The organism is Pradoshia sp. D12, assembly GCF_008935075.1.
In the GTDB taxonomy this organism is placed as follows: Bacteria; Bacillota; Bacilli; order Bacillales; family Pradoshiaceae; genus Pradoshia.
In genome coordinates, this window is record NZ_CP044545.1 from 839,073 (window position 1) to 865,168 (window position 26,096).

Annotated in this window: 27 protein-coding genes and 1 pseudogene; 16 read left to right on the forward strand and 12 right to left on the reverse strand. The window is 36.3% G+C overall.

All coding sequences use genetic code 11. The annotated features are described in order from the left end of the window. Nucleotides 1–47: 47 nt before the first annotated feature. Nucleotides 48–986, forward strand: a complete 939-nt coding sequence (yhaM, locus tag F7984_RS04080; protein WP_066101894.1) for a 3'-5' exoribonuclease YhaM — start codon at nucleotides 48–50, stop codon at nucleotides 984–986. Nucleotides 987–1,095: 109 nt separating this feature from the next. Next, nucleotides 1,096–1,266 (forward strand): sporulation YhaL family protein, encoded by a 171-nt coding sequence (locus F7984_RS04085; protein WP_066101891.1) that lies wholly within the window; start codon nucleotides 1,096–1,098, stop codon nucleotides 1,264–1,266. A gap of 38 nt (nucleotides 1,267–1,304) precedes the next feature. Here the strand turns inward: F7984_RS04085 and F7984_RS04090 are convergent, their stop codons facing one another. Continuing rightward, nucleotides 1,305–2,153, reverse strand: a complete 849-nt coding sequence (locus F7984_RS04090; RefSeq protein WP_066101888.1) for a peptidylprolyl isomerase — start codon at nucleotides 2,151–2,153, stop codon at nucleotides 1,305–1,307. 282 nt (nucleotides 2,154–2,435) lie between these two features. Between F7984_RS04090 and F7984_RS04095 the strand changes: the two genes are divergently transcribed. Then, the gene (locus tag F7984_RS04095) at nucleotides 2,436–2,522 is read left to right on the forward strand and encodes a YjcZ family sporulation protein (protein WP_066101885.1); all 87 of its coding nucleotides are present in this window, start codon (nucleotides 2,436–2,438) and stop codon (nucleotides 2,520–2,522) included. Nucleotides 2,523–2,556: 34 nt separating this feature from the next. Next, on the forward strand, nucleotides 2,557–2,643 hold the full coding sequence (locus F7984_RS04100) for a YjcZ family sporulation protein (protein ID WP_066101882.1): 87 nt from the start codon (nucleotides 2,557–2,559) through the stop codon (nucleotides 2,641–2,643). An 81-nt stretch (nucleotides 2,644–2,724) separates the two neighbouring features. Here the strand turns inward: F7984_RS04100 and F7984_RS04105 are convergent, their stop codons facing one another. From F7984_RS04105 to serC, 5 genes are all read right to left on the reverse strand, one after another. Then, nucleotides 2,725–2,913 carry a hypothetical protein gene (locus F7984_RS04105; RefSeq protein ID WP_066101879.1) on the reverse strand — a complete coding sequence of 63 codons (189 nt, stop codon included), beginning with the start codon at nucleotides 2,911–2,913 and terminating at the stop codon, nucleotides 2,725–2,727. 209 nt (nucleotides 2,914–3,122) lie between these two features. Further along, entirely contained in the window at nucleotides 3,123–3,698 is a 576-nt protein-coding gene (locus F7984_RS04110) for an HTH-type transcriptional regulator Hpr (RefSeq protein WP_066101876.1), read from the reverse strand. Between the two features lie 123 nt (nucleotides 3,699–3,821). After that, complete coding sequence (locus tag F7984_RS04115) at nucleotides 3,822–4,187, reverse strand: YtxH domain-containing protein (RefSeq protein WP_139891499.1); 366 nt, start codon at nucleotides 4,185–4,187, stop codon at nucleotides 3,822–3,824. Nucleotides 4,188–4,691: 504 nt separating this feature from the next. Continuing rightward, complete coding sequence (locus F7984_RS04120; RefSeq protein WP_066101867.1) at nucleotides 4,692–5,207, reverse strand: tryptophan transporter; 516 nt, start codon at nucleotides 5,205–5,207, stop codon at nucleotides 4,692–4,694. Between the two features lie 114 nt (nucleotides 5,208–5,321). Beyond that, the gene (serC, locus tag F7984_RS04125) at nucleotides 5,322–6,401 is read right to left on the reverse strand and encodes a 3-phosphoserine/phosphohydroxythreonine transaminase (protein ID WP_066101865.1); all 1,080 of its coding nucleotides are present in this window, start codon (nucleotides 6,399–6,401) and stop codon (nucleotides 5,322–5,324) included. Nucleotides 6,402–6,750: 349 nt separating this feature from the next. On the opposite strand from serC, the gene F7984_RS04130 reads away from it, so the two are divergent. Next, nucleotides 6,751–7,737 carry an alpha/beta fold hydrolase gene (locus F7984_RS04130; RefSeq protein ID WP_225983654.1) on the forward strand — a complete coding sequence of 329 codons (987 nt, stop codon included), beginning with the start codon at nucleotides 6,751–6,753 and terminating at the stop codon, nucleotides 7,735–7,737. Between the two features lie 279 nt (nucleotides 7,738–8,016). Here the strand turns inward: F7984_RS04130 and F7984_RS04135 are convergent, their stop codons facing one another. Beyond that, entirely contained in the window at nucleotides 8,017–8,883 is an 867-nt protein-coding gene (locus F7984_RS04135) for a glycosyltransferase family 8 protein (protein WP_139891498.1), read from the reverse strand. Nucleotides 8,884–9,210: 327 nt separating this feature from the next. Further along, nucleotides 9,211–9,633 (reverse strand): HIT family protein, encoded by a 423-nt coding sequence (locus F7984_RS04140; protein WP_066101859.1) that lies wholly within the window; start codon nucleotides 9,631–9,633, stop codon nucleotides 9,211–9,213. Between the two features lie 520 nt (nucleotides 9,634–10,153). On the opposite strand from F7984_RS04140, the gene F7984_RS04145 reads away from it, so the two are divergent. The 3 genes from F7984_RS04145 to F7984_RS04155 are packed head-to-tail and all read left to right on the forward strand — an operon-like array spanning nucleotide 10,154 to nucleotide 12,831. Next, the gene (locus tag F7984_RS04145; RefSeq protein ID WP_066101856.1) at nucleotides 10,154–10,894 is read left to right on the forward strand and encodes an ABC transporter ATP-binding protein; all 741 of its coding nucleotides are present in this window, start codon (nucleotides 10,154–10,156) and stop codon (nucleotides 10,892–10,894) included. Beyond that, nucleotides 10,887–12,086 carry an ABC transporter permease gene (locus F7984_RS04150; protein ID WP_066101853.1) on the forward strand — a complete coding sequence of 400 codons (1,200 nt, stop codon included), beginning with the start codon at nucleotides 10,887–10,889 and terminating at the stop codon, nucleotides 12,084–12,086. The genes F7984_RS04145 and F7984_RS04150 overlap by 8 nt, the downstream gene beginning before the upstream one ends. Nucleotides 12,087–12,105: 19 nt before the next feature. Beyond that, a complete protein-coding gene (locus F7984_RS04155) occupies nucleotides 12,106–12,831 on the forward strand; it encodes an EcsC family protein (RefSeq protein WP_066101850.1) in 726 nt (241 codons plus the stop codon). Between the two features lie 109 nt (nucleotides 12,832–12,940). Here F7984_RS04155 and F7984_RS04160 read toward each other — a convergent pair whose 3' ends face one another. Both F7984_RS04160 and F7984_RS04165 read right to left on the reverse strand, forming a co-directional pair. After that, nucleotides 12,941–14,125, reverse strand: a complete 1,185-nt coding sequence (locus tag F7984_RS04160; protein WP_139891496.1) for a M20 metallopeptidase family protein — start codon at nucleotides 14,123–14,125, stop codon at nucleotides 12,941–12,943. Nucleotides 14,126–14,330: 205 nt separating this feature from the next. After that, entirely contained in the window at nucleotides 14,331–14,825 is a 495-nt protein-coding gene (locus F7984_RS04165; protein ID WP_066101844.1) for a hypothetical protein, read from the reverse strand. Nucleotides 14,826–15,112: 287 nt separating this feature from the next. Here F7984_RS04165 and hemE point away from each other — a divergent pair, with 287 nt between their 5' ends. The 4 genes and pseudogenes from hemE to F7984_RS04185 all read left to right on the forward strand — a co-directional run bounded on the left by hemE (nucleotide 15,113) and on the right by F7984_RS04185 (nucleotide 19,333). Next, nucleotides 15,113–16,174: a uroporphyrinogen decarboxylase gene (hemE, locus tag F7984_RS04170; protein ID WP_066101841.1), complete on the forward strand. Its 1,062-nt coding sequence runs from the start codon at nucleotides 15,113–15,115 to the stop codon at nucleotides 16,172–16,174. Further along, a complete protein-coding gene (hemH, locus tag F7984_RS04175; RefSeq protein WP_140461128.1) occupies nucleotides 16,174–17,112 on the forward strand; it encodes a ferrochelatase in 939 nt (312 codons plus the stop codon). Before hemE ends, hemH begins: the two co-directional genes overlap by 1 nt. Before the next feature lie 29 nt (nucleotides 17,113–17,141). Next, nucleotides 17,142–18,575 carry a protoporphyrinogen oxidase gene (gene hemY, locus F7984_RS04180; protein ID WP_140461129.1) on the forward strand — a complete coding sequence of 478 codons (1,434 nt, stop codon included), beginning with the start codon at nucleotides 17,142–17,144 and terminating at the stop codon, nucleotides 18,573–18,575. Between the two features lie 228 nt (nucleotides 18,576–18,803). Continuing rightward, nucleotides 18,804–19,333, forward strand: a pseudogene (locus tag F7984_RS04185) (GNAT family N-acetyltransferase). Between the two features lie 302 nt (nucleotides 19,334–19,635). Here F7984_RS04185 and F7984_RS19480 read toward each other — a convergent pair. Then, nucleotides 19,636–19,770: a hypothetical protein gene (locus F7984_RS19480; protein WP_257468976.1), complete on the reverse strand. Its 135-nt coding sequence runs from the start codon at nucleotides 19,768–19,770 to the stop codon at nucleotides 19,636–19,638. A gap of 994 nt (nucleotides 19,771–20,764) precedes the next feature. Further along, nucleotides 20,765–20,899 carry a protein YhfH gene (gene yhfH, locus F7984_RS04190; RefSeq protein WP_077247967.1) on the reverse strand — a complete coding sequence of 45 codons (135 nt, stop codon included), beginning with the start codon at nucleotides 20,897–20,899 and terminating at the stop codon, nucleotides 20,765–20,767. A 349-nt stretch (nucleotides 20,900–21,248) separates the two neighbouring features. Here yhfH and F7984_RS04195 point away from each other — a divergent pair, with 349 nt between their 5' ends. The 4 genes from F7984_RS04195 (at nucleotide 21,249) to F7984_RS04210 (ending at nucleotide 26,095) form a co-directional block, all read left to right on the forward strand. Beyond that, nucleotides 21,249–21,986 (forward strand): MBL fold metallo-hydrolase, encoded by a 738-nt coding sequence (locus F7984_RS04195; protein ID WP_066101825.1) that lies wholly within the window; start codon nucleotides 21,249–21,251, stop codon nucleotides 21,984–21,986. 18 nt (nucleotides 21,987–22,004) lie between these two features. Beyond that, a complete protein-coding gene (locus F7984_RS04200) occupies nucleotides 22,005–22,994 on the forward strand; it encodes a lipoate--protein ligase (protein ID WP_066101822.1) in 990 nt (329 codons plus the stop codon). 287 nt (nucleotides 22,995–23,281) lie between these two features. Continuing rightward, the gene (locus tag F7984_RS04205) at nucleotides 23,282–24,835 is read left to right on the forward strand and encodes a fatty acid--CoA ligase family protein (protein ID WP_140461130.1); all 1,554 of its coding nucleotides are present in this window, start codon (nucleotides 23,282–23,284) and stop codon (nucleotides 24,833–24,835) included. Between the two features lie 270 nt (nucleotides 24,836–25,105). Further along, nucleotides 25,106–26,095, forward strand: coding sequence for an ABC transporter substrate-binding protein (locus F7984_RS04210; RefSeq protein ID WP_066101818.1), 990 nt, complete (start codon nucleotides 25,106–25,108; stop codon nucleotides 26,093–26,095). Nucleotide 26,096 lies beyond the last annotated feature (1 nt).

Sequence of the window (26,096 nt, forward strand, 5' to 3'; positions counted from 1 at the left end):
CTTCGCATGATATAATAAATATTGGAATGGACCGGGGAGGGATATACATGAAGGGAATTGCCCATCATGAAGTTGGAGATACGATAGATCTTCATCTATTCATAAAGAATGCTATAAAAGGAACAGCAAGTAATGGAAAACCTTTTTTATCTTTAATTTTCCAGGATAAAAGCGGAGAAATAGAAGCAAAGCTTTGGGATGTAAAACCTGAGGATGAACAGCTGTATATGCCGGAAGCAATCGTACGGGTAACAGGAGATATACAAAATTATAAAGGTAAGCTTCAGCTTCGGATTCGATCAATTCGCCTAAAGTACGATAATGAGACGGTTAATATTGCTGATTTATTGCCGACTGCTCCTCTTGGAAAAAATGAAATGTCTGAAACGATTACAAAATATATATTCGAGATGACGAATCCTAATATACAGCGGATTACTAGACATTTGGTTAAAAAATATTTTAATGAGTTTTTGGAATATCCTGCTGCCACGAAAAATCACCATGAATTTTTCTCTGGTCTGGCATATCATGTTGTATCGATGTTAAACTTAGCAAAATCAATTGCTGAGCTATACCCATCATTAAATAAAGATTTATTATATGCGGGAGTCATCCTTCATGATCTCGGAAAAGTGAAGGAACTATCAGGACCAATTGCGACTACTTACACAGTGGAGGGCAACTTGCTTGGCCATATTTCCATTATGGTGAATGAAATCGGTAAAGCTGCTGATGAATTAAATATTCAGGGGGAAGAAGTTCTTATTCTTCAGCATATCGTTTTAAGCCATCATGGAAAAGCGGAATGGGGAAGTCCGAAACCGCCATTGGTTAAAGAGGCAGAGGTTCTGCATTATATTGATAATTTGGATGCGAAAATGAATATGATGGATCGTGCGCTTGATCGGGTAAAACCGGGAGAATTTACAGAGCGAATCTTCCCTCTCGATAATCGCAGCCTTTATAAACCGAATATCAAATAGATTATCGATTTTAAAAATATGCTTTCCTTTAAGTGGAAAGCATATTTTTTTTTTTTAAGCATATAGTTTTAAAAAGGATGCTTAATCCTTAAGGAGGGGGAGGACAAGCTTGTCAATTTTTATTGGAGTAATCATAGCTGGTATCTTCTTTAGTGCCTTTATGACCATAAAATCAATCAGGGAAGAGCAAAAAGTTGATGAATCGTGGATTGAACAGGAGGGGAATGTTTATATAGAAAGAATGGAAGAAGAAAAAAGAAAAAGAGCAATGGCACAATAAAAACTCGACCAAACCGGTCGAGTTTTCTGTTTCACCTATTAGAATGCATCTTTTAAATCTTTATCTTTTACTTCAACATCAGCATCATCAATCACTTTTTGAATAGCTTCTTGAGCTTTTGCGGAATCTAGCTTGGTCATTTTAACGTTTCTAGTTACTTCATCTTTGGATTCTTCAAAAGAAGGATTGTCATTTTCTTTCTTCTCTGTTACTTGAATGATATGGAATCCATGCTCAGTTTGTACAGGATCAGAAATTTTGTTGACTTCAAGGCCGTATGCAGCATCTTCAAATGCAGTTACCATTTGTCCAACCCCAAACCAACCAAGGTCTCCACCTTTATCTTTATTGGCTGTATCTGTTGAATATTCTTTTGCCAAATCCTCGAATTTTTCACCTTTATCAAGCTTAGCCTTTACTTCTTTCGCTGTTTCCTCATCTGCTACAAGAATATGGCGAGCTTTTAAGTCGATTTTATATTTGTTATTATAGTAATCCTTAAGTTCTTTATCTGTTACTTTGATTGTATCAAGAGCGGCTTTTTCCTGTAAAAGATTGAATTTCACAGATTCTTTAAAAGCTTCTTCATCTTTAAAGCCAGACTGTGCCAAAGCTGCTTCAAAATTTTCGCCAAGATTTTCTTTGGCTTCTTCAACCTGTTTATTCACTTCTTTATCTGTTACTTTATATTTATCAGAGAGAACTTTTTTATATACGAGTTCTTTTACTGCTTGATCCCCGTATTGATCTTTTAGTTGTTGATAAAGCTCCTCTTTAGTAACATTTCCTGCTTTCGTTTCTACCACTGCTTCATCAGATTCATTATTGCAGGCTGCAAGACTGACAAGTAAAGCTGCTGATGCCAACGTAATTAACCATTTCTTCATCCATTACACTCCTTTTAGCGTGTTGCCAAGTAAAAGTATTTCATAACAAGCCTAACTATAACACAAAAATTCTGTTAAAAAAAGGATAAGCACAAATGTTATTTGATAATTATAATAATTGGAACAATCTTACTTAAATTCTAATCAGCGTTTTCATGGAATCTCATGTGTTTTTAAGTCTGTTTAGGGTCTTCATTAAAAATCATTTATTTAAGCAAAAGGCCCATTCCTTTTTGTGGAAATTGAATATGATACGGTAGCAGCTCAAAAGGAGGTGTGATCATGAGTCAAGGATTTGGTGGAGGATTTGCTTTCATCGTAGTTCTGTTTATTCTACTCGTGATTGTTGGTGCGTCATATGTGTACTAACTAAGTAAGTATGTAACTGAAGGGAGGATACAACATGTCTGGTGGATACGGCGGAGGTTTCGCTTTATTAGTAGTTTTATTTATCTTGTTGGTTATCATTGGAGCATCTTGGATTAACTAATTCAAGATTTGCAAAATCCTCATAAAGGTCACCTATGATCTATAGGTTGAACGAAAGACGAGTGTGAGTAACACTCGTCTTTTATATGGTGTAGAATATTTCAATATAAGTAGAGATTAACAGGATGGTAATAAGGATATTGATTGTTCGAAAAAATTTGGCCTGTTTAGCTTCTGGCAATTCCTTTTTAGTACAGAAGCTGTCTGATAATTTATTGATATAATACAAAATAAAAAGTGCAAATAATGAAAACCAAATGAGAGGTATCATCCTGTTATCCTCCTTGACGCTAGTATCTCTCTAACATTATCAAAAAAGTATCAATTCTGTAAAGAATATGAATCGTTAGAACATTAATTACTCAGGAAATTAAGAGGGGGAAGAAAACGAGGGATATATAAAACATTGTGATTAAATACACAAGCCCATTCAAGATAAAAGCGGAGGTATGATAGATTAGTGTCCGCTTTTATCTATTATTATTGAATGGGCTCTTTTTGATTTTCAATTTTTTCGAGAATTCCATTTTCGTCTGTGAATTCATTCTCAAGATTTGCAAATGATTTTTCGAATATATTCATAAAGTCGTCACCATAGATATTTTTAACAATCGCCATCATTTCCATCATATCAGGGAATTTTCCGTATAAGTCTTTTAAGGGTTGAGCACCTAAATAGACGGAGTTCTTGGATGAATCGAATACGCTTACGATTTCAAGCAATAGTTCGTTCCCTTCATCTGTAAGCTCAATATAGGTGTTACGTTTGTCATTTTCCTTTTTTGAAAATCTGAGAAGACCACGTTCTTCCAGCTTTTTTGAAAAGTTAAAGGCTGTAGATACATGCATAACACCGAACTTGGCCACATCAGATATGGATGCTCCCTTAAGATGATAAGCAATCCATAGAATATGATGTTCATTGATATTTAAATTATAGGGTTTAATCCACTGCTGCCAGTCTTTTTCAATTGCTTTCCAGAGAGCTTTGCTAAGCTGAGCAACCCGCTGGGTAAATAGCATGGCTTCTTTGATGGAATTTAAATTTTCAGTCATAATACGCTCACCTACTTTTCTCAATTTATCTTACTGATTTATTATCCTTATAAAATATTAAATAACAAAAATGGTAATTTGCCAAATTTTTAGTTTTTTTACCGAGATTTTCTTGGCGCTGAGTTATTTTGTAGTGAGCGGAGATATAGCTGTTTCAAGCTCCTGGATGGCTGTTTCAACATCATTAATTTGGACTTGAATAGCACTTGTGTGTGCCTGGCTGTCTTGTTTCCATTCTTCCAATGCTTCTTTTACACCTTTTACGAACACTTGAATCTGTGTCTTGCTGACCGCGGTTGCAGATACGGATTCGTTCTTTAACTGGACGATACTTCTTTTTACATCCTGAAGAAGGTCCATAGTCTCATCTTTCGATTGTTTAAGCTTCAATCTGAGCTCTTGTCCGGATGAAGGAGTGCTTAACAATACTGAGACTCCAGCTACTGTAAACCCGGAAATAAAACCAATTAATAATGATTTTCCTTTCATTGCTATTCACCTCAATTTTATCTTTCCATAACAGATTTCTACATAAAGTTAAAATACCCTTTAAAATTATTCCTTATATTTAACAATTCCTTTTTTTATATTATTTTAAACGTAAAAAGCTATTTTCGGAAACTATTTTTGGAAAAAAATTCATTTGTTTTTAGGTTATACCTTATTTTTCATCCAGTATTATGTTATTTCATATAAATATTGAATGTGCATACAATTAGATATGTAGATGAAAAGGAGGAGGAGGAAGTGTCATTATTTTTACTCATATTAATTCTCTTCAGTGGGTTTATAAGTATATTGTTTTACTCAATCATTTCTCTGGGAAAAGGAGGCGTATATCCAGCTAGACGTGTACTAAAGAAGAGGATTCATATGAGTGGAATATGGGCTTCAGTTCTTCTTTTGGTATTAATCTTAATATGGAAGTTGTAGATAGTAGAGGAACGTAAAAAGAGGATGTTAACCTTTTATGGTTTGCATCCTCTTGTTCTATTAGTTAACTGCTATATTCGAGCGTTTTAAAATGCCGCTGGCAATGGGGTGTATAAGGGCCATTACGACAGTATTAACAACTGTTGCAGGTAAGACTACGCCAGCTGCCAAAGCTAGAAATGGTCCAGGTAATCCAACGATCAGATAGGCCGATCCAAGAAATAGCATGCCGGATACCAGTGTACCTATAAAAGTCAGTACAAGTGAAAAGGCAAAGGTTTTGCCTAACTTTTGAACGATACTAAAAATAGCATATATAAGTAAAGCAGTGAAAAATTTATCAATCAGATTTGGAATTAATCCTCCAGGGAAAGTAGTGGTCAATCCGGATATGACCCCGGTTACGCTGCCTAACAGTACCGTGCTTTTCAAATCAGGGAATAAAAATATCCCTAGGAACATCATAATCAGCATAAGGTCTGGCTTCATCCCAAACACAATTCCCGGCATGACAGTGTGCAATACAGTACCAATTCCAACTAGCAGTGATAAAGTCACCAAATTCTTCGTATTCACTTCTCATCTCTCCTATTCTAAGCTTATCTCATTTTCTTCTCCGATTGTGCACTCGTTGCCAACCGCGAAAAGGTTATATAGAGTATATCACCCATTAGCAATATTTAACACATGTTAATGCTTATTTTTAAAATTATTCATGAAGTCGGCCAGCTTTTGGCAGTGCTCAATCGGAACTGCATTATAGATAGATGCCCTGCATCCTCCAATGGAACGGTGGCCCGCCAAACCGACGAAGCCAGCATTCTTGGACTCTTGAATGAATAGGTCGGATAATTCTTTAGTAGGAAGAGTAAAGGTGATGTTCATGGTTGAGCGGCTATCTTTCTCGGCATGGCCACTGTAAAATCCGTTACTCTCGTCTATTGTCTGATAAATGATCTGGGCTTTTTGTGAATTTATTTTTTCTATTTCGTCAACACCGCCTTTATCTTTTGTCCACTCAAGGACTAAGGCCAATAAATAGATGGCCAAAGTCGGCGGTGTGTTATATAAAGACTTTGAAGCCGCATAAGTATCATAAGAGAGCATGGTTGGTAATTGCTGATGTTCTTTAATTAAGTCATCCCGGATAATCACGACTGTGACGCCAGATGGACCTAGGTTTTTTTGAGCACCTGCATAAATCAGTCCAAAATCAGTTATGTTAATTCGCCTGCTTAAAATGTCGCTGGACATATCTGCAATCAGAGGAACTGTATTTGTTTTGGGGAATTCCTGCCACTGAGTGCCGTAAATGGTATTATTACTGGTGATATGCAGATAGGCAGCATCAGGTTTCAAAGAAATATTGTTATGTTCAGGAATACGCTTATAATTTATATCCTTAGTGGAAGCGGCAATTTCTGTGTGTCCAATTTTACGAGCCTCTTTTAAAGCTTTTTCAGACCAGGATCCAGTCAAAATATAGCTTGCGCATTTATCGGGTGAAAGAAGATTCATAGGTACCATAGAAAATTGAAGACTAGCTCCGCCTTGTAAAAATAGTACTTCATAATTATCAGGAATATCTAATAGCTCTTTCAATAAATGGGTAGCTTTTGAATGCACTTTGTCATATTCTTTGCTGCGATGGCTCAATTCCATAACAGACATATGGCTGCCTTCAAAGTTCATCCACTCCTGTTTAGCCTTCAATAATACTTCTTCCGGTAATGCAGCAGGACCGGCATTAAAATTGTAAGCACGTGTCATGATTATTCCCCTTCCGATATCGCGATTCTTTACTTAATTCCCTATAATACTTTTCAGTACTAAAGTGAGTGAATTCCACCATATTCTACAACAAAAGGAGATAAAAATAAATAAATAATCAGACTATTAGGTTAATTGCAGGGGGCGTGGAGATAACTTGTTAGGATCAACACAGGTTAATGGAATAAATTAAAACTCTAATATGGGAGATTCTATCTTGAGGGTTTTATGAAATTAGATGTAGAGTTTTATAAGGCTTAAGACTTATCTTAAAATACTTCTGAGGCTCATTTCTATTATCTTGTTGCTAACTTATGATAGATAAAAAGAAAGTGGGTCATAAAAAGTAATGAAGAAAACTAAAAAAAGATATCGAATTTGGATAGTTTTAAGAAATATTTTATTCTCCATTCTAGCAGCGTTTGTTATTTGGATTACCTTTAGTAATATTATGACAGTATATGAACAAACAAAATACCAACCCATAGGGGAAGTAGTTGAAGTGGATGGTGAAAATATACACATTTATACAAAGGGTGAGGGCGCTGACACAATCGTTTTATTAAGCGGGCTCGGAACAGCAGCACCAGCATTGGATTTTGACCCTTTAATAAATGAAATCTCAAAAAATAATAAAGTAGTAGTGGTAGAGCCGTTTGGATACGGATGGAGTGATATAACCAAAAAAGAACGGACAGTTGAAAACATTGTAGAGGAAATAAGAGTAGCCTTAAAAAAATCAAACATACAAGGCCCGTATATTCTGATGCCTCATTCAGTTTCAGGAATTTACAGTATGTATTTTGCTAATACATACCCAGGGGAAGTTAAAGGTATCATAGGAATCGACCCGACATTACCACATGCTTTAGAATATTTTAGTGAGGATGCACCTAAAATGCCTAAGTTTTTAAAATATCTGGCACCAACCGGAATCGCTAGATTAGCATTGTATATTAATTCTCAAGTTTTTTTACCTATTGCAGATGACGGCACCTATTCCGAAAAAAAATTAAAAATGACCAAGGCACTTTCCGCATGGAAGGGTTACAACAAAAACGTTGTTGCTGAAGCCAATGAAATAAAAGAAAATATTGATAAAACCGTTGATATGAAGTTACCATCTACTATTCCAGTCTTATTCTTTACAACGAAAGAAGAAAAGGGATTAGAGGATGGCAAGAATAACGTGTCTTTTTATCAGACACAATTAACTAATCATCCTGCTAGTAAAGTTGTAGTCTTACAGGGTCATCACTATCTTCATTGGACACGTTCTAAGGAAATGAACAAAGAAATTAATGAATTCACAAGTTCATTTTCTGTTGAGCAATAACAACATGCGAAGGCCATTGAAGGGGCTTTAACTGAATAAGGAATACAGTCGTTCTATATAGGGGTGGCTGTTTTTATACCTCGCGTAGGAAATTGATAGTAATGTTTGAATTTAGACAAGCAATGAGGAGCATTTGATTTCTTGTCCTTAAACTATCTGGGCATTTTAGTTCAATAACAAGTACAGCCACTTCCTGTATGGAGGTGGCTGTTTTCACACTCAGAAAAAATATTAAACAATAGCAACAATTCTTACGAAACAGCCTTTTAAATAACAGCCTTATATTGGCTTACTCCTTAGAGAAGGCTGCATGATTTCTTGACCAATAGCGTATGCTCCACGAAATGCCATTTTATCATAGTGTTTATATAAAGCATGGAATCTACCGTTGTAGTTTTGTTTCCATGGCTTTTTCTTTCCGCAAAAGTGGAGAAACACGGTGTGATGGATTACATAATCCATATCCATCTTATGATTGGACATTAATTTATAATAATTGTAGTATCTGGCGTCATAGTTATAAATCGTTTCTTCTAAATTTTTAATATATTTGGAGTAAAGTGCGTTTAATATATCCTGATCAGGCAAAATTAATTTTTTCTTATTTTCTTCTACAAATTTAAAAATCTCATCCTCGTTTATTACTTTTCGCTGTTCTTTTAAATTCATTAACAATACACCTGAATTGTAATAAGCATCTATTTCATAAGGGGATAAACGGATTTGATTAATTCCTTTTACTGATATTTTATTATGACAGGCAGCAGCAAATAAATTATTGCCTAGGTCCATCTCATAAAGGTCATCAACAGAGTTTAGAACAAGAATATCCGGATCCAGGTACAGGATTCGGTCCAAATTTTTCGGTAGGAACTTGAAGGCCAATAATCGATAGTACATTTCTTTTGTATAATGCATTAAAACCGGTGCATCTTGAAAATGTCCATCATCCACCTGAACACTTATAAGCTCACTTCCATTTCTATGGACAAATTGTTCTAAGGAATGAATCTCTTCTGTTTTAATATCCGTATGCATAATAAAAATTTTAAAGGTTTTATGTGAGTTATTTAGGAACAAGGACTGAAGCATTACTTTAAGTGGTTTTAAATAAGTGGAATTTAGCGTTACCAGTATATTAATCACTGTAAATCATCCTTCCAATTGCATTTATATAGGCTTGTAAGAAATACACCTTTTTTATCTGAACGATTATGTAACATCTACATCTAATAATAAATAAATAATATAAAAATAGTATAGTATATTTTTAAAATATTTCTCAAATCATTATTTCGACTTACTATACCGTTTTATTGTAATTCTAACAATTGAGTTAACAGTTATTTTCAAAAAACACCTGTATCTTAAAATGAACATTGGTTGTTTGAATGTATACTAATAAGACAGACAGCCTTCTTAGCTGTAAAATTAAAAAATGGCTCCCCTATTGAAAGGAAGCCATTTTTCTTATTATTGTATATGCTGATTGATTGATGCAGCAATATTAGCGAGGTCTTCGCCCGTATATTCACTTGTATGTGTTTTCCAAACAGCGCCAAACCCATCGTTTTGTCCATAGCGTGGAATCAAGTGGATGTGGAAGTGGAATACGGATTGTCCAGCATGTTCACCATTATTATTTAGAACATTCATTCCGATCGGTTGATATTCCTGCTTCAAGGCACGAGTTATTTTTGGAACTACCTGGAACACATGGCTTGCTATTTCAGGAGTTAATTCATAAACATTTTCTTTATGTACTTTTGGGATGACGAGAGTATGTCCCTTAGTGACCTGGCTTATATCTAAAAATGCCATCACATGCTCATCTTCGTATACTTTTGCAGAGGGGATATCACCTTTAATAATTTTACAAAATATACAATCTTCCATGGTTAACATCCTTTCTATTTATTGATTCATTATGTATTAGTGTAGCACAGACAAAAACGGGAAAAAAGGAAAGGGACGCAACATATAATGTTACGCCCCTAAGTCCTCGAGGGGAAGCTTAATTCCTGGATATTCTTACAGAATCTTCTCTGACAATTACTCCAATCGTTTAGATGAAGCAATTTTGTCGTTTTCCCATGTTATGTCCAATGCAACCATCCCCTTAACACTTGGAATTATTGATCCCAATTTCAGGTTCTAGGCCTTTAGCGAACACCCCATTTTCGAAAGAAGTACACTGATCAAACCCTAGGTTAAAGCCTTACGTTATCGCGAACCAACACCCCATTTATCAATGAAGTAAAGTGAATGTTGTTCCCCTCTGATTATAGATTGCCCATGTTTTTTCCTAATATACATATTAAATGTCCAAAAAAGTTCCACATTTACTTTTAGCGTTTTCCGTTTTAGGAACCGTTTGTTACAATGATAGGGAGAAAAAGAAAAGGAGACTGTCTCTATGTCATTGCTTGAAATTAATCATATAACAGGCGGTTACACAAAAACACCTGTATTAAAAGACGTGAGTTTTGAAGTGAAACCCAATGAACTTGTCGCATTGATTGGATTAAATGGGGCAGGGAAATCAACGATCATCAAACATATTATTGGTTTAATGACACCGAAAAATGGCGAAATCAAGATAAATGGAAGCCAGTTTAAGGATGATAAAGACAACTATCGCAAACAATTTTCATTTGTGCCTGAAACCCCTATCTTATATGAAGAACTGACTTTGGAAGAGCATTTAAAATTGACTGCTATGGCCTATGGTATAGAAGAGTCTGTTTATCAAGAAAGAGTCGAAAAGCTATTAAAGGAATATCGAATGGAAAAAAGGCTGAAATGGTTTCCAGCTCACTTTTCCAAAGGGATGAAGCAAAAAGTAATGATCATGTGTGCATTTCTTGCTGAGCCTTCTTTATATATTGTTGACGAACCATTTGTTGGGCTTGATCCGATTGCCATCCAATCCTTATTGGATATGATGAAGGATATGAAAAATCAGGGGGCAGGAATCTTAATGTCTACCCACATCTTGGCTACGGCTGAAAAATATTGTGACTCCTTTATCATTCTTCATGAAGGTGAGGTACGGGCTAAAGGAAATATTGAAGATTTACGCAATCAATTTAACATGCCTGGAGCTTCCCTGGATGATATTTATCTGCAATTGACAAAGGAAGATCGCCATGAATAGGGAAACATTGTGGAAGGACCGTTTTAATAATTATCTGAAGGAGACAACTAAATACTTGCGGTTCATATTTAATGGACATCTGGTCTTTGTAATGATTATTCTGCTGGGAGGAGCGGGGTTCTATTACAGTGAATGGCTTAAAACATTAAGTCCTGATTTTCCAACCGTATGGATTATGGCGATTCTCTTAGGATTAGTTACAACAATTAGCCCGGTTTCAACGTTTTTCCGCGATCCGGACATAGTGTTCTTACTGCCAATCGAGTCAAAATTATCATCCTATATAAAAAAATCGATCATATTTAGCTTAGTCATGCAGGGCTATATTCTTATCATGGTTCTGGCTGTATTAATGCCAATGTATATGCAAACAATGCAAGAACAAACGGTATCCTTCTTGTGGATGCTCCTATCTTTGTTGATTGTAAAGGGGATTAATCTTTGTTCGCGCTGGTTCGTTTTGTACTATAGGGAAAAAAGTGCATCTTTCGTTGATGGATTAGTCCGTTTCGTCCTAAATGCGGCTTTTGTGTATTTTCTTGTTAAGAATGAGTCTTTTCTTTTTATGGGAATTGTCCTCCTTCTTTTAGGAGGGCTTTGCTTCTATTATTGGAAAAGCACAAGAGAGGAAAGTTTACATTGGGAAAAGCTGATTGAGCTAGAGAATGGAAGAATGGCTGCTTTTTATCGAGTAGCAAATTTGTTTACGGATGTTCCAAAATTACGTGAAAAAATCTCAGAGAGAAGATGGCTTGGTGGTGTTATGACTCTTCTTTCGGGTAAGTCTAACAATCCATTCAGCTATTTATATGCCAGAACATTTGTAAGAGCGAATGACTATCTAGGTTTATTTGTGAGGTTAACTTTCATTGCGGCTGTTTTATTCCTGTTTACAGATCTGGGATGGGGAACATTATTTATTGCGATTCTCTTTTTATATATAACAGGTTTACAGCTCCTGCCAATCTGGCATCATCATGATCAAAAAATGGTGATGGATCTTTATCCATTGCATACAGATTATAGAAGGAAGGCTGTTCTTAGACTGCTCATTACCGTTCTAGTTATTCAAAATTTAATTTTCTTTATGACGGTTCTGATTGGTGCAGGAGTTAAATTGGCAATTGTAACATTAGTGAGTGGTTTTGCGTTCATTTTCATTTTCAGACCGTATGCAATGAAAAAAATGTGAGTGGCATTGGAGGTTTTGTATGTCATCTGAACGGTACGAGGAAAGAGCCAAGCAGGATTTGATGTTATGGAAGAAGAAAATCAGCGCTAAGCCAAGTATGGCAATGCGTATCTCCAAACAGGCCCAAACGGCAATTAATCAAAAGATACCTCAAAAAGTACATGATATAATTAGCTCTTCTATTAAAACAATGGTGGACGGCGTATTATACGGTTCAACCTATTTTAAGAAAGTAGACCATGTTGGGAATACGCTCGAGGAAAAGGAAGAGCTGGCTCAATCTATGCTGAATATATATAGAAGAACAGCAGTCATTGAAGGAGCGGGAACAGGGGCAGGAGGAATATTGCTTGGTCTATCGGACTTTCCACTGCTTCTATCTATAAAAATAAAGTATCTATTTAGTATCTCTCAGCTTTATGGTTTTGACCCAAGAAAATGGGAGGAAAGAGTATTTATCCTGTTAGTATTCCAGCTTGCTTTTTCTTCTTTAGAAAAAAGGAAAGAGCTTCTCCCAGTGATTGAAGACTGGGAAAACAAAAAAGGATTGTACCAGGAAATTGATTGGCAAAGCTTTCAGCAGGAGTACCGGGATTCGATTGACTTTATAAAAATGATGCAGTTGGTGCCGGGAATCGGCGCAATTGTAGGAGCCTGGGCCAATCATCAGCTGCTTGAACAATTGGGTGAAACGGCAAAACACGCTTATCAAATGAGATGGTTTACTGAAGAGGAAATGGGCTGAAAATAAAATTATTAGGCTTAAAAACTGGCATCGATTAAAGATATGCCAGTTTTTTCTGTTTTTCATATTAAAATGTCGAAGATAAAATTTGCTGGTGGAAGTAAGGGGATTAGAAATAGCGCCATTCCTGAAAACCGATGGCTGCACTGCCCAAGGTCTTTGCGGCAATTAACATGGCTTTCTCATTAAAATCGAATAAAGGATGGTGGTGTGGATAAGGGTGATCTGTGTTCTCGGGAGCAGCGCCTGTAAAAAACATAGATCCTCTGACCTGTTGAAGATAGTACGAGAAATCCTCTCCTACCAACAGGGGTGTAAGTTTTTTTATGTTTTCGCATCCGACGATTTCGGTTGCCTTATATTCAATATAGTCAGTCTCTGATGGATGATTAATGGTTGGAGGATATCCTCTGAAGTATCTCAGTTCATATTGGCAGTTATTTGCCAGGCAGACACCTTGAACAATTCGTTCAATTTCCTCAATAATTTGTTCTTGAACTTCTGATTCAAAGGTTCGGACAGTACCTTCTAAAAAGGCTTTATCAGGTATGATATTAAATGCTTCCCCAGCTTTAAATTTCCCGATTGTTAAAACGGCTGCTTCCATTGGATCAATTCTTCTGCTCGTTATAGTTTGCAGGAGAGATACGATTTCTGACGCAATGACCAATGAGTCTTTTGAAGTATGAGGCTCTGCCCCATGACCACCCTGACCGTATATGGTCACTTTAAACCGATCGGCAGTGGCGGTTATTGGGCCAGGGCTTATATAAATAGATCCAGTAGGGAATGGAGACCAAAGATGTGTTCCAAAAATGGCATCTACACCATCAAGGCAGCCATCTTCAATCATAAATTTTGCCCCACCGGGAGCAAGTTCTTCTGCATGCTGATGTATAAAGACATATGTTCCTTCCAACAGATGCTGCATTTCTTTAATCGCTTTGGCCAATATTAGCAATAAAGCTGTGTGTCCGTCATGGCCACAGGCATGCATGACTCCAGGGACTGTTGAGCGGTAAGAGACATTTTTTCCATCCTGGATGGGGAGGGCATCAAAATCTGCACGCAGGGCAACTGTTCTGCCAGGGGATTTACCATGTATGGTCGCCACAATCCCGCCACCTCCAACATTGCTTCGGATAGGGACATTTAATTCTTTATAAAAATTTTTTATGAATTGTACTGTTTTCTTTTCATGAAAGGAAAGCTCAGGGTGCTTATGCAAATAACGGCGAATGGCCACCATTTCTTTGAAATCATCTTCTAATCTTTGAAATAGCTCCTTTTCCATATAATCCCCCTAATTAAATGACATGGTTTCCTAGTATCCTTATTTACATAATTAACCATTATTAAACTAAATTTAGTAAAACTTCTATAAGTTTAGTAGATTGACATTTTAAAAAAAGGATAAACAATGATTAAGGAGCCAAATAGATGATATGTCAGTATGGTTATCATTGTAGACGGTTTTCAAATATGATAATTGCCTTCCCCTACTTGTTTTCTTCTTTGTAAGCATGAAAGGTGACAGTGTAAGGACTGCCTGTAAACAATACCTGTGTGTTAAAAAGGCTGGACTTATTTGGGACTAGTGCACTTGTATCCCCTTTTGCATAGGCCTGTTCGTTCTTCCAGTTTGTCAAAACAACATAGGTATCAGATTTGATAGGGCTAAGTATACGCATCGCATGGATCCCAGTTTCATTTTTGATAGACACTAATTTATTTTTAAGGTCAAATTCAAATGCAGGCCGATCTTCAATAGAAACAGGTATATTATGTAGAGCATAAAATCCTTCTTGTTTAAGTGGACCGAATCCATCCAAAACTTCGAACTTTCTTGCTGAAGAAAAGATTGTTTTCTGATCCGTTTCATGAATCAGAGCGGCAGTTTTAGGATTGTTCAATAAAATAAGAGGTAAATTTGCTCGTTTATCTTGTATCCTTTTTAAAAAGCTGAAGGTTCCTGTCGTTATATAGAAGTTCATTATTTGCCCCCTGATTAGATATTTTAGTATAATGGAGTCGTTAGTTAATAGTAATTATTCTAATTTGTAACATTTTATTTACCCATTATTAGTTAAGTCATAACCTACATTGCTGTTAGGTAAGGAGCATTTAACTATAATGGTTTAAATTAAGTCTATTTTTTGACAATTTTTTCACGATTATATACAAGGAAAGGCTGAAAGGATATAGTTGTTATTGATGCCTAAACGATGTAATTCAGGAAAAAAATATAAAATATATAGTAAAAAAGAGGGGCGGAGCGGCTTTGAGACAAAAATTCAATGATACCTTCCTAAAAGCAATTAATAAAGAGAAGGTAAATCACACTCCAGTATGGTATATGAGACAGGCGGGAAGATCTCAGCCTGAATACCGAAAAATTAAAGAAAAATATTCCTTATTTGAAATTACTCATCAACCTGAATTAGCAGCCTATGTAACTCGACTACCGGTTGAACAATACGATGTAGATGCAGCTATTCTATATAAAGATATTATGTCTCCGCTGCCTGGAATTGGTGTACAGGTTGACATTAAATCAGGAATTGGTCCGGTTATCGACAATCCAATTCAATCATTAGCCGATGTCGAAAAGCTTGGTGAATTAAATCCAGAAGAAGATGTTCCTTATATTCTCGATACGATTAAACTGTTGACTGAAGAACAATTATCCGTCCCGTTAATCGGATTTTCAGGAGCTCCTTTCACAATCGCAAGTTACATGATTGAAGGCGGTCCTTCTAAGAATTATACAAAAACAAAAGCATTTATGTATACCGAACCAAAGGCATGGTTTGCATTAATGGATAAGCTGGCAGATACCATTATTATCTATGTGAAAGCTCAAGTAAAAGCAGGCGCAAAAGCAATCCAAATATTTGATTCATGGGTCGGTGCCTTAAATGTTCAAGACTACCAATACTATATTAAACCAATTATGAATCGGATATTCACAGAACTTAGGGAAGTGCGAGTTCCTTTGATTATGTTCGGTGTGGGAGCAAGCCATTTGGCTAAGGAATGGAATAGCCTTCCACTTGATGTTGTCGGTCTTGACTGGAGGCTGTCCATTACTGAAGCAAGAAATATCGGAATAAACAAAACAGTAATGGGAAATCTTGATCCGGCATTGCTTACCTCATCCTGGGATGCCATTGAGAAGAAAGCAAAAGAGATTATTGAACAGGGATTACAGGAACCGGGTCATGTATTTAACCTTGGACATGGGGTCTTCCCAGAGGTGAATCCTGAAGTTCTAAAACGCCTGACTGCATTTATACATGAGTATTCTGCAACTATCATCACATCAAAAGGAGAGGCTGAATAATGGCACATACAAAGAAAAAAATCGGTTTATTAGTAATGGCATACGGTACACCTTATAAGGAAGAAGATATTGAGCGTTATTATACACATATTCGTCACGGAAGAAAGCCGTCTGAAGAAATGCTTGAAGACTTGACTTCAAGATATCGTGCGATTGGCGGGATTTCACCGCTTGGAAAGACAACGGAAGATCAGGCAGCTCATTTGGAAGCAGCGCTAAATAAAGTACAGGATCAATATGAATTTGTAGCTTATCTAGGTTTGAAACATATTGAGCCATTTATTGAAGATACTGTTGAAAAAATGCATGCTGACGGAATCACGGAGGCAGTTAGCATTGTGCTTGCACCTCATTATTCCACTTTCAGCATTAAATCATACAATGGACGTGCAAAAGATGTTGCTGATAAATATGGCATGAAAATTACTTCAGTTGAAAGCTGGTACAAAGAACCAAACTTCATTAAATATTGGGTTGACCATGTAAAAGAAGCATTTAATCAAATGACTCCGGAGGAAAGATCAGCAGCGGTATTAATCGTATCTGCACATAGCTTACCTGAAAAAATTAAACAGCTAGGCGATCCATATGAACAGCAATTAGAAGAAACAGCAAAACTGGTTGCTGAAGGAGCAGGCGTTGAAAACTATGCGGTTGGTTGGCAAAGTGCCGGAAATACACCTGATCCATGGCTTGGACCGGATGTTCAGGATTTGACAAGAGATCTTTATGAACAACATGGATATAAAGCGTTTGTCTATACACCGGTTGGCTTTGTGGCTGAGCATTTGGAAGTTCTTTATGACAATGATTATGAATGTAAGGTGGTTACGGATGAGATAGGCGCAACATACTATCGCCCTGCCATGCCGAATACGCATCCTGATTTCATCAATGCCATGGTTGATGCAGTTATGAAAAAAATGGAGCTTAACTGATAACCAACAATGAAAAGAAGGCGATAAAATTGGATTCAACGAAACAAAATATTGCAATCATTGGTGGTGGAATCGCGGGTCTGACGGCAGCCTATTACCTTGATAAAAAAGTAAAGGAAGACAATCTTCCATATAATGTAATTCTAATAGAGTCTACAACTAGGCTTGGCGGTAAAATGCAAACGGTAGAACGTGACGGTTTTGTCATTGAAAGAGGCCCAGATTCATTCTTGGCTCGAAAGAAGAGCATGACAGAATTGGCGAAAGAAGTGGGTCTTGAAAGCACGATTGTTCCAAATTCAACAGGGAAATCTTATATTCTCGTAAAGGATAACCTTCATCCAATTCCGGGTGGATCGGTTATGGGGATTCCTACGGAGATAGGGCCGTTTATTACAACGGGGCTGTTTTCTCTATCAGGTAAAATGAGAGCAGCTATGGATTTTATCCTGCCGCGTTCTAAAGAGCCAGGCGATCAGCCATTAGGGAAATTTTTAAGGCGCCGTCTTGGGGATGAGATAGTGGAGAATCTGGTTGAGCCTCTTCTTTCAGGAATTTATGCAGGCGATCTCGACAAGTTAAGCACAATGTCCACGTTTCCTGATATGCTAAAATTGGAGAAGAAATACAGAAGCATTGTATTGGGTACAAAAAAGAACCGTCCTAAAAAACCAGTATCACAAGACAATAAATCAGCAGGAGATAGCAAAATTGGTATGTTCCGAACCTTTAATAAAGGGCTGCAATCATTGACGGATGCCATTGAAGCAAAGCTTCCAGCAAATCAAATCCTTAAAGGGACGAGAGTTGATGGGATTATTAAAACAGGTGAAGGATATATGCTGACATTAAATAATGGGGATCGGTTACCTGTCATTTCAGCTATATTGGCTACTCCCCATCAGGCTGTTCCGCAAATGCTGCCGGATTATGGGATGTTTGAGCCGTTTAAGGTAATACCTTCCACATCGGTTGCAACGGTATCAATGGCATTTGATGCAAGCGCGATTAAAGAGGATATTGATGGAACAGGATTCCTTGTATCAAGAAACAGTGATTATACGATTACGGCTTGTACATGGACTCATAAAAAATGGCCGCATACTACGCCTCATGGCAAGGTTTTACTGCGCTGTTATGTAGGAAGAGCCGGTGATGAGGTAGTCGTAGACTTATCAGACGGTGAAATTGAACAAATTGTATTGGATGATTTAAACAGAATCATGCAAATTACTGAAAAACCGGATTTCACCATCGTCACTCGTTGGAATGAAGGGATGCCTCAGTACGAAGTCGGTCATTTAGATCGTTTAAAAATGATTAAAGAAAGAATGGACAAGGAGCTTCCGGGAATTTATCTGGCCGGAGCATCCTATCATGGTATTGGAATGCCTGACTGTATTGATCAGGGGATTGCTGCCATGAATCAGGTCCTTACATTTATTAAAGAAAAAAATCTATAACTTTACAAAATAAACAAATCCGATTAATTCCTCTTATTATGGAGAAGAATTAATCGGATTTTTTATATCTTTTTATTGGGCTCTGTTCGTAGATATTGTTTGCCAATTAAACTTACTTCTTATTTAACTATCGGGGGAAGGATTAGCTGGATAGCTAGCTAATTGCAGGAATTTGCCTATAAGGAAACGAATTACCTATCTATTATAAATAATAAGTGAGGAATATTTATGCTGTTTCAAAATGGTAATCTAAAGGTTCGAAGATTAGAAAAAAAGGATAAATATCTATTGGTAAAATGGCTATCACACCCAACGGTTCTCGAATTTTATGAGGGTAGAGACAACCCATTTAATTTAGAAAAAGTTGAAAAAGCTTTTTATCCACCTGAAGATAGTGAAGTGAGATGTATTGTGGAAATCGAGATACCGAAATTGGATATATTCAATTTTACCAATTGGATGATGACACAAAAAATGACTATGGATTTTTTCAAGAAAATGTTTTTGGTACTGACCAATTTATTGGGGAAATAGATTATTGGAATAAAGGGATTGGAACATTACTTGTATCATCTATGGTTTATTTTTTAACTGAAGAAAAAGGAGCTGAAAGAGTAGTGATGGCCCCTCAATTAAGAAATACAAGGGCTATCAGATGCTATGAAAAATGTGGATTTAAAAAGGTTAAAATACTGACTAAGAATGAATTGCACGAAGGGGAATTTCAGGACTGTTGGTTAATGGAGTACCATAAATAATTTTCCCCTTCAACTATGTGGGGTATTAACCCAAGACGGATTAACGCCCTTTTTATAATACGAAGGACAGTTTAGTTCAAAGGGGATTTTATTAATATCAGTGAATACATTAGATAATTCTATAGTGGTTAATTAAAATAGAGATAACGCAGGCGATTGCAAATAAGGTGTCGCACCCTAGGAGTTAGTTTTACTCTAACTTTTCGGATATGGCACCAAAATAGTCTCTTTTTATTAAGCTATTAGTAATAACCTCTACGAACAGCATTTTGTTTTATAAAAAAGAATCAGCTGAAAAATATTTAATTCTCTTTCAATGCTGCATCCTCAAGATCATGTGAAGATTGTATTAATTTTGTTAAATAGATATTACCTGCCGTTTCACCGATTATTAATAGTATGATAAAAAATATAAAGGCCAGCATCCAGGTTATCATATTCAATCACTCCTTAGCTTCTGAAGTACTATATATGAGTCCTATTACAGCTTTATACCCACATTCAGAAGGAGGCAATCACCTTGAATAATAAAATTGGAGATATGACGATGATTCAATCCCTAGCGGCAACGGGGGAGAACAGATAGCTGTGTAAAAACATAGGCTATCTATTATTTAGAAGGGATTGCATTTTAGAACCTAGTTATTTCTTATCTAAATACAATGAAGACAGTCTAATAACGAAGAAACGCTCAAATGATGTGAACCACCGTTTGAGCGTTTCTTTATAAAGACTGTTTTCATAGAGATTGCTGTTATTGTTACTATTAATCTGAGATGTAAAGGAAGGGCTATACTTGTTATCAACAAACGCTACATCCATGATAGGAATAAAAGATATAGAATTATTTCATTAATGTTTCCCCTGTTAAAATTTTATATAGGTCTGTTGAATCTTGCTTTGATAATTTTATATATTTATCGCTATCGGTAACTATCTCTATATTTTCATTATTAGAGCTAATCCATAGTAGATAGGATGCTAATTTTTCGGAGCTATCTTTATTATTCTTGGAGCGTTTTTAGGACTTATTACAATAGCAAATGGAATTCTTATAGTGTTGATTGGAATTATAAGATGGATTATTGTCTTTTTTCAAAGGGGAGATTAACAATTCTTTCTTCTATAGAACCGAAATTCGAATTGATAAAGGGTTTAAAGTAGAAGCAGACCATTGTTTAGCTATATGTTGAAAAGTTAACATCAATAAAGGATTTCTTACTATAGGAACTCTTATCAAGTGAATTTATAAATGAATGATTTATTTATGTTTTCTTTAAAAATAACCTAAAAAATAACCAGCCATATATAATTGGCTGGTTTTTTGCAAATCGCAAAATAGAGGGAATTTAAAAAATCAGGGACTGTATGAATACAGTCGATATGAGCACCCCAGGATTAAAGGGGATTGCTGCTAACATTATTTAAAGACTATTCAGATACATGACGCAGGCATTTATCACAGACGATTCCGTAGCATTCGTGCTGTTCTTCAATGTTTTCACCGCATTCTGAACATTTCTTAGGGGGCAAATTTCTGAAGAATTCCATAACGTTTCGTACCATGTTTAAAACCTCCGTTTTTTTAATTGATTTATAACAGATAGTCCATTTTCGAATCTGTTATATAACTGCTTGATAATGTCATTGTATTATAACAGATATGGAAAGTCAACGCTGTTTTAAGACAATTTTGAAAAAGATGAAAAAATAGGCTAATTGTTATATATTGAGTGTGAAGCTATATTAGATTTTGCGAAGTCATAACCATGAAATTGGTTATAATTGCATGCAATTAATGGAAAAGGACAGATTATGAGAAAGAACGATAGGAATTTTATAGCTTATAGATTTCGTTACAGCCATTTGCCAACAAACAATATAAAGTTAGATTGATTTTTAATGGGGGGATAAAATGCGTTTAACAGTTATCGGGTTTTGGGGCGGCTATCCTGGGAAGAAAGAAGCCAGTTCGGGTTATCTGATTGAGCATGAAGGATTTAAATTGCTGCTTGATTGTGGAAGCGGAGTATTATCTCAGTTACAGGAATACATAAGACCAGGCGATTTGGACGCCGTTCTTTTATCACATTTTCATACAGATCATATTGCAGATATAGGGGTCCTGCAGCATGCATTATTAATCGATCAAATGGTAGGAATTGAAAAAGAGCCATTGCCTATATATGCTCATACGGAAGATAAAGCTACAGCTGTTACTCTGACATATAAAAGCCAGACTGTATGGGAACCTATTGTGGAAGGGAAATCTGTTCAAATTGGTCCTTTCCATGTTAAGGCACTTAAGACGAAGCATTCCGTTCCATGCTATGCTTATGTTATTGAAGCAGGGGGCAAAAGATTGGCTTATACGGCAGATACAGCCTATTTTCCTGAACTCGTGTCTTTTTTCAGGGATGCGAATGTTTTACTATGCGAGTGCAATTTTTATGAGGGCATGGATATGGCTGAAAGGGCCGGTCATTTAACCAGCATTCAAGCCGGAGAAATAGCCAGGGATGCAGCAGTTCAAACCTTAATCTTGACCCATTTGCCGCACTTCGGGAATCAGAATGATCTGGTAAAGCAAGCCGCAAAAGTCTATAAGGGTGAGATTGATTTAGCCAAGACTGGTTTACAAATTTATATTTAATTTTAGGGGGATTGAGTAATGCTATTTTTAGATAATAGAGGAATAACAGATCCACGTATTAATTTGGCAATTGAGGAGTATGCATTAAAACATTTGGATATTGATGAATCATATTTATTATTTTATATTAATCAGCCATCCATTATTATTGGAAAGAACCAAAATACAATTGAGGAAATCAACAGTGATTATGTAGAAGAGAACGATATTATTGTTGTCCGCAGACTTTCCGGCGGCGGTGCGGTTTACCATGATCTCGGTAATTTGAACTATAGCTTTATCACTAAAGATGATGGTGAAAGCTTCCATAATTATAAGAAGTTCACTGAACCTGTGGTGGAAGCATTGAAGGAACTAGGCGTAAATGCTGAATTAAGTGGTCGTAATGATTTAGTAGTTGGAGAACGCAAAATTTCAGGAAATGCTCAATTTGCCACTAAGGGAAGAATGTTCAGCCATGGAACATTAATGCTTTCCAGTGAAATTGAAAATGTGGTTTCGGCCTTAAAGGTGAAAGAAGATAAAATTAAATCAAAAGGAATAAAATCCATTCGCTCAAGAGTTGCCAATATTTCCGAGTTCCTGTCTGAACCATTGACTATGGAAGAATTCCGCCAAAAGCTACTTGAACATATTTTTGGTGGAATGGAGAATGTACAAGAATATCAATGGACTGATGAAGACTGGAAAAAAATTATGGAAATCTCTGAAGAACGTTATCAACAATGGGATTGGAATTATGGAAAATCACCTAAGTTTAATATTCAGCATTCTCATCGTTTCCCAGTTGGACAAATAGATGTTCGCTTAGAGGTAGCTAAAGGTAAAATTGAGGAATGCAAAATATTTGGTGACTTCTTTGGAGTGGGTGATGTAGAAGAAATCCAAAAACGATTAGTTGGTGTTAGATTTTCAAAATCTGAACTAGAAAATGCATTGAAAGATGTGAATATCAGTCATTATTTTGGAAATATCACAAAAGAGGATTTTGTTAATCTTTTATATTAAATAAAAAGTGAAAATACTTTCTATCAAAAAGCTTCTAATGGGTTAAATCCGTTTGAAGCTTTTTATTTATACAAATAACTATATCAATAAAAATACGATATTTTTGTGAAAACATAAAGGTTATAGGTAAATTATCCTGTTTATGAATATTGTGAATGTAGGGATTGCTTAATCTATGATTTCGATTAAATAGTTGCTTATACCTAGTTCTTTTTCTATAATAAAAATTGGGTGTATTTAGAATATTTTAACAAAACTTACACCTTTCTAACAGGGGAGGGAATAATATGAATTTATCAACCCAACTTCTAGAAACGGCAGAAAAGTTTAAAACAAAACCAGCTTATATTTTTATGGATCAGGAAACGAGTTATGCTGAATTGAATGCAGCTGTTACACGGTTTGCTGATGGTCTTCAGAGTTTAGGGGTAAACAAAGGAGATAATGTTGCTCTATTATTGGGTAATTCACCGCATTTCATAATTGGTTTATATGGATTAATGAGATTGGGTGCAACGGCTATCCCGATTAATCCAACGTATACACCAGATGAAATAGCCTACATATTGAAAAATGGTGATGTAAAAGCAGTAATCACATTGGATTTGCTGATTCCTATGTTTGATAAGATGAGAAAGATACTGCCAGATATTAATCATGTGATTGTTTGTCCGTCCGGTACAGGACCAGATGAATTGCCTCAGAACCTATCTATCAGCGACAAAATGAAACCGTTTACAGATATACTCAAAATTGCTACCGGACAATTTTCTGCCCCGAAAGTGGAGGAAGATGACACCGCCCTTATTTTGTACACCTCAGGGACGACCGGTAAACCAAAGGGTGCTATGCTTACGCATAAAAATCTCTATAGTAATGCCCGGGATGTAGCAGATTACTTACAGATCAATGAAGATGACCGTGTTATTACGGTGCTGCCAATGTTCCATGTATTTTGTTTAACGGTTTCTTTAAATGCGCCACTAATAAATGGAGGTACATTAATCATCCTGCCTAAATTCAGTCCACAAGAAGTGTTCAGAGTGGCCGAGAAATATGAAGTAACCCTTTTCGCAGGTGTGCCTACTATGTTCAATTATCTATTGCAATATCCCGAGGCTAATCAAGATAGCTTTAAAACTCTCAGGTTCTGTATTTCCGGAGGTTCAGCTATGCCGGTTGCGTTATTAACAAATTTCGAGAAGAAATTTAATGTTATTGTGTCAGAGGGATATGGTCTTTCAGAAGCATCTCCAGTTACCTGTTTTAACCCAATTGATCGCCCTAGAAAGCCTGGCTCTATTGGAAAATCCATCATTCATGTTGAGAATAAAGTCGTAAATGAATTGGGTGAAGAGGTTCCAGCGGGTGAAGTTGGGGAATTGATTGTTAAAGGTCCAAATGTCATGAAGGGCTATTATAAAATGCCAGAAGAAACTGCAGCTACCATTAAGGATGGTTGGTTATATACTGGTGACTTAGCTCGTGCAGATGATGAAGAATATTTTTATATTGTTGATCGGAAAAAAGACATGGTTATTGTCGGTGGCTTTAATGTTTATCCTAGGGAAGTTGAAGAAGTTTTATTTGCACACCCCGAAGTATCGGAGGTAGCTGTAATAGGGGCTCCGGATCCGAATCTTGGAGAAGTCATCCGATGTTTTGTAGTATCCAAAAGCCTAGATTTAACGGAAGAGCAATTAATCAACTATTGCCATGAGCATTTAGCAAAATATAAAGTACCTACATCGATTGAATTTATGGAGGAGCTTCCTAAAAATACGACAGGTAAGATTTTACGCAGAGCTTTAAGAAATACTGTGCTGCAGCAAACAAAATAGAAAAACGAACTTTGGACCCGCAGTGATGCGGGAATTTTTTTTGCTTAATCCGTATTTATCTATCATTTTTATGGGTCTTATCCTGCTAAAACTAATCAACCTACTCACCCAGCTAAAAAACAGCATATTATAGTTTAAGTTTCAATTTTTACAGATATGCCACTGCTTTGTTGTCTGAATATTCTATATTATTTATTGCAATTCTAAAATTTTCAGGCTATAATTTAACGAATAAAAGCATAAAAGCGATAAAGGGTGGGGGAGCATATCATGAAATGGAAAAGTTTATTGGCAAGTATAGCTGTAATATCAACCATTGCACTTGCAGGCTGTGGTTCGGATGAAAAATCGTCCGGCGAAGGTGAGAAAAATGGAGAAGGAAAACAGTATACAGTAGGGATTTCTCAATTTGTTGAACATCCATCGCTTGATGAGGCCACAAAGGGCTTTAAAAAGGCTCTTGAGGATTCTGGGTTGTCCATTAAATATGATGAACAGAATGCTCAGGGGGAGTTAAATAATAATCAAACGATTGCTACTAATTTAGTGAGTGAAAAAGTCGATTTAATCTTTGCTAATGCTACTCCAAGTGCTCAAACTGCAGCCAATGTTACAAAGGATATACCGATTGTATTTACATCTGTTACAGATCCAGTAGGGGCAAAATTGGTATCCAGCATGGAAGCACCGGATAAAAATGTGACGGGAACAACAGATACTCACCCTGAAGCGATCCCTAATACAGTGAAGTTGATAAAAGAAATGGGCTATACGAAAATAGGAACGATTTATAATGCCGGTGAGCAAAATTCGGAGGTTCAGGTCAAAACTGTTGAAGATGAAGCAAAGAAAAATGGAGTGTCTGTTGAAAAGGTTTCTGTTGCAAACACTTCTGAAGTAAAGCAAGCTGCAGATTCTTTGGTGGGTAGAGTAGATGCTATTTATATCATTACAGATAATACAGTTGTATCCGCACTCGAGTCTGTGATCCAGGTTGCAGAAAAAGAAAGTATTCCTTTATTTGTTGGAGAATTGGATTCAGTCAAAAGAGGTGGCTTTGCAGCATATGGCTTCAATTATTATGATATCGGCTATCAGGCGGGGGAACAAGCTGTGCAATTACTGAAGGGTGAAAAAGAGGTGAAGGACTTGCCTGTTGAAGCACCGAATGATTTGAAATTAGTTATTAATAAATCAGCCGCTGAAAAAATGAAGATAGATCTTACTAAAATTAAAGAGGAAGCTGAATTTCTGGAATAAG

What these genes read in the sequence shown, in the direction of transcription:
- yhaM (WP_066101894.1), top strand. Translation starts at nt 48, where the DNA reads ATGAAGGGAATTGCCCATCATGAAGTTGGAGATACGATAGATCTTCAT.
- F7984_RS04090 (WP_066101888.1), bottom strand. Translation starts at nt 2,153, where the DNA reads ATGAAGAAATGGTTAATTACGTTGGCATCAGCAGCTTTACTTGTCAGT.
- F7984_RS04095 (WP_066101885.1), top strand. Translation starts at nt 2,436, where the DNA reads ATGAGTCAAGGATTTGGTGGAGGATTTGCTTTCATCGTAGTTCTGTTT.
- F7984_RS04100 (WP_066101882.1), top strand. Translation starts at nt 2,557, where the DNA reads ATGTCTGGTGGATACGGCGGAGGTTTCGCTTTATTAGTAGTTTTATTT.
- F7984_RS04105 (WP_066101879.1), bottom strand. Translation starts at nt 2,913, where the DNA reads ATGATACCTCTCATTTGGTTTTCATTATTTGCACTTTTTATTTTGTAT.
- F7984_RS04110 (WP_066101876.1), bottom strand. Translation starts at nt 3,698, where the DNA reads ATGACTGAAAATTTAAATTCCATCAAAGAAGCCATGCTATTTACCCAG.
- F7984_RS04115 (WP_139891499.1), bottom strand. Translation starts at nt 4,187, where the DNA reads ATGAAAGGAAAATCATTATTAATTGGTTTTATTTCCGGGTTTACAGTA.
- serC (WP_066101865.1), bottom strand. Translation starts at nt 6,401, where the DNA reads ATGACACGTGCTTACAATTTTAATGCCGGTCCTGCTGCATTACCGGAA.
- F7984_RS04130 (WP_225983654.1), top strand. Translation starts at nt 6,751, where the DNA reads ATGAAGAAAACTAAAAAAAGATATCGAATTTGGATAGTTTTAAGAAAT.
- F7984_RS04140 (WP_066101859.1), bottom strand. Translation starts at nt 9,633, where the DNA reads ATGGAAGATTGTATATTTTGTAAAATTATTAAAGGTGATATCCCCTCT.
- F7984_RS04145 (WP_066101856.1), top strand. Translation starts at nt 10,154, where the DNA reads ATGTCATTGCTTGAAATTAATCATATAACAGGCGGTTACACAAAAACA.
- F7984_RS04150 (WP_066101853.1), top strand. Translation starts at nt 10,887, where the DNA reads ATGAATAGGGAAACATTGTGGAAGGACCGTTTTAATAATTATCTGAAG.
- F7984_RS04155 (WP_066101850.1), top strand. Translation starts at nt 12,106, where the DNA reads ATGTCATCTGAACGGTACGAGGAAAGAGCCAAGCAGGATTTGATGTTA.
- F7984_RS04160 (WP_139891496.1), bottom strand. Translation starts at nt 14,125, where the DNA reads ATGGAAAAGGAGCTATTTCAAAGATTAGAAGATGATTTCAAAGAAATG.
- F7984_RS04165 (WP_066101844.1), bottom strand. Translation starts at nt 14,825, where the DNA reads ATGAACTTCTATATAACGACAGGAACCTTCAGCTTTTTAAAAAGGATA.
- hemH (WP_140461128.1), top strand. Translation starts at nt 16,174, where the DNA reads ATGGCACATACAAAGAAAAAAATCGGTTTATTAGTAATGGCATACGGT.
- F7984_RS19480 (WP_257468976.1), bottom strand. Translation starts at nt 19,770, where the DNA reads ATGATAACCTGGATGCTGGCCTTTATATTTTTTATCATACTATTAATA.
- yhfH (WP_077247967.1), bottom strand. Translation starts at nt 20,899, where the DNA reads ATGGTACGAAACGTTATGGAATTCTTCAGAAATTTGCCCCCTAAGAAA.
- F7984_RS04195 (WP_066101825.1), top strand. Translation starts at nt 21,249, where the DNA reads ATGCGTTTAACAGTTATCGGGTTTTGGGGCGGCTATCCTGGGAAGAAA.
- F7984_RS04200 (WP_066101822.1), top strand. Translation starts at nt 22,005, where the DNA reads ATGCTATTTTTAGATAATAGAGGAATAACAGATCCACGTATTAATTTG.
- F7984_RS04205 (WP_140461130.1), top strand. Translation starts at nt 23,282, where the DNA reads ATGAATTTATCAACCCAACTTCTAGAAACGGCAGAAAAGTTTAAAACA.
- F7984_RS04210 (WP_066101818.1), top strand. Translation starts at nt 25,106, where the DNA reads ATGAAATGGAAAAGTTTATTGGCAAGTATAGCTGTAATATCAACCATT.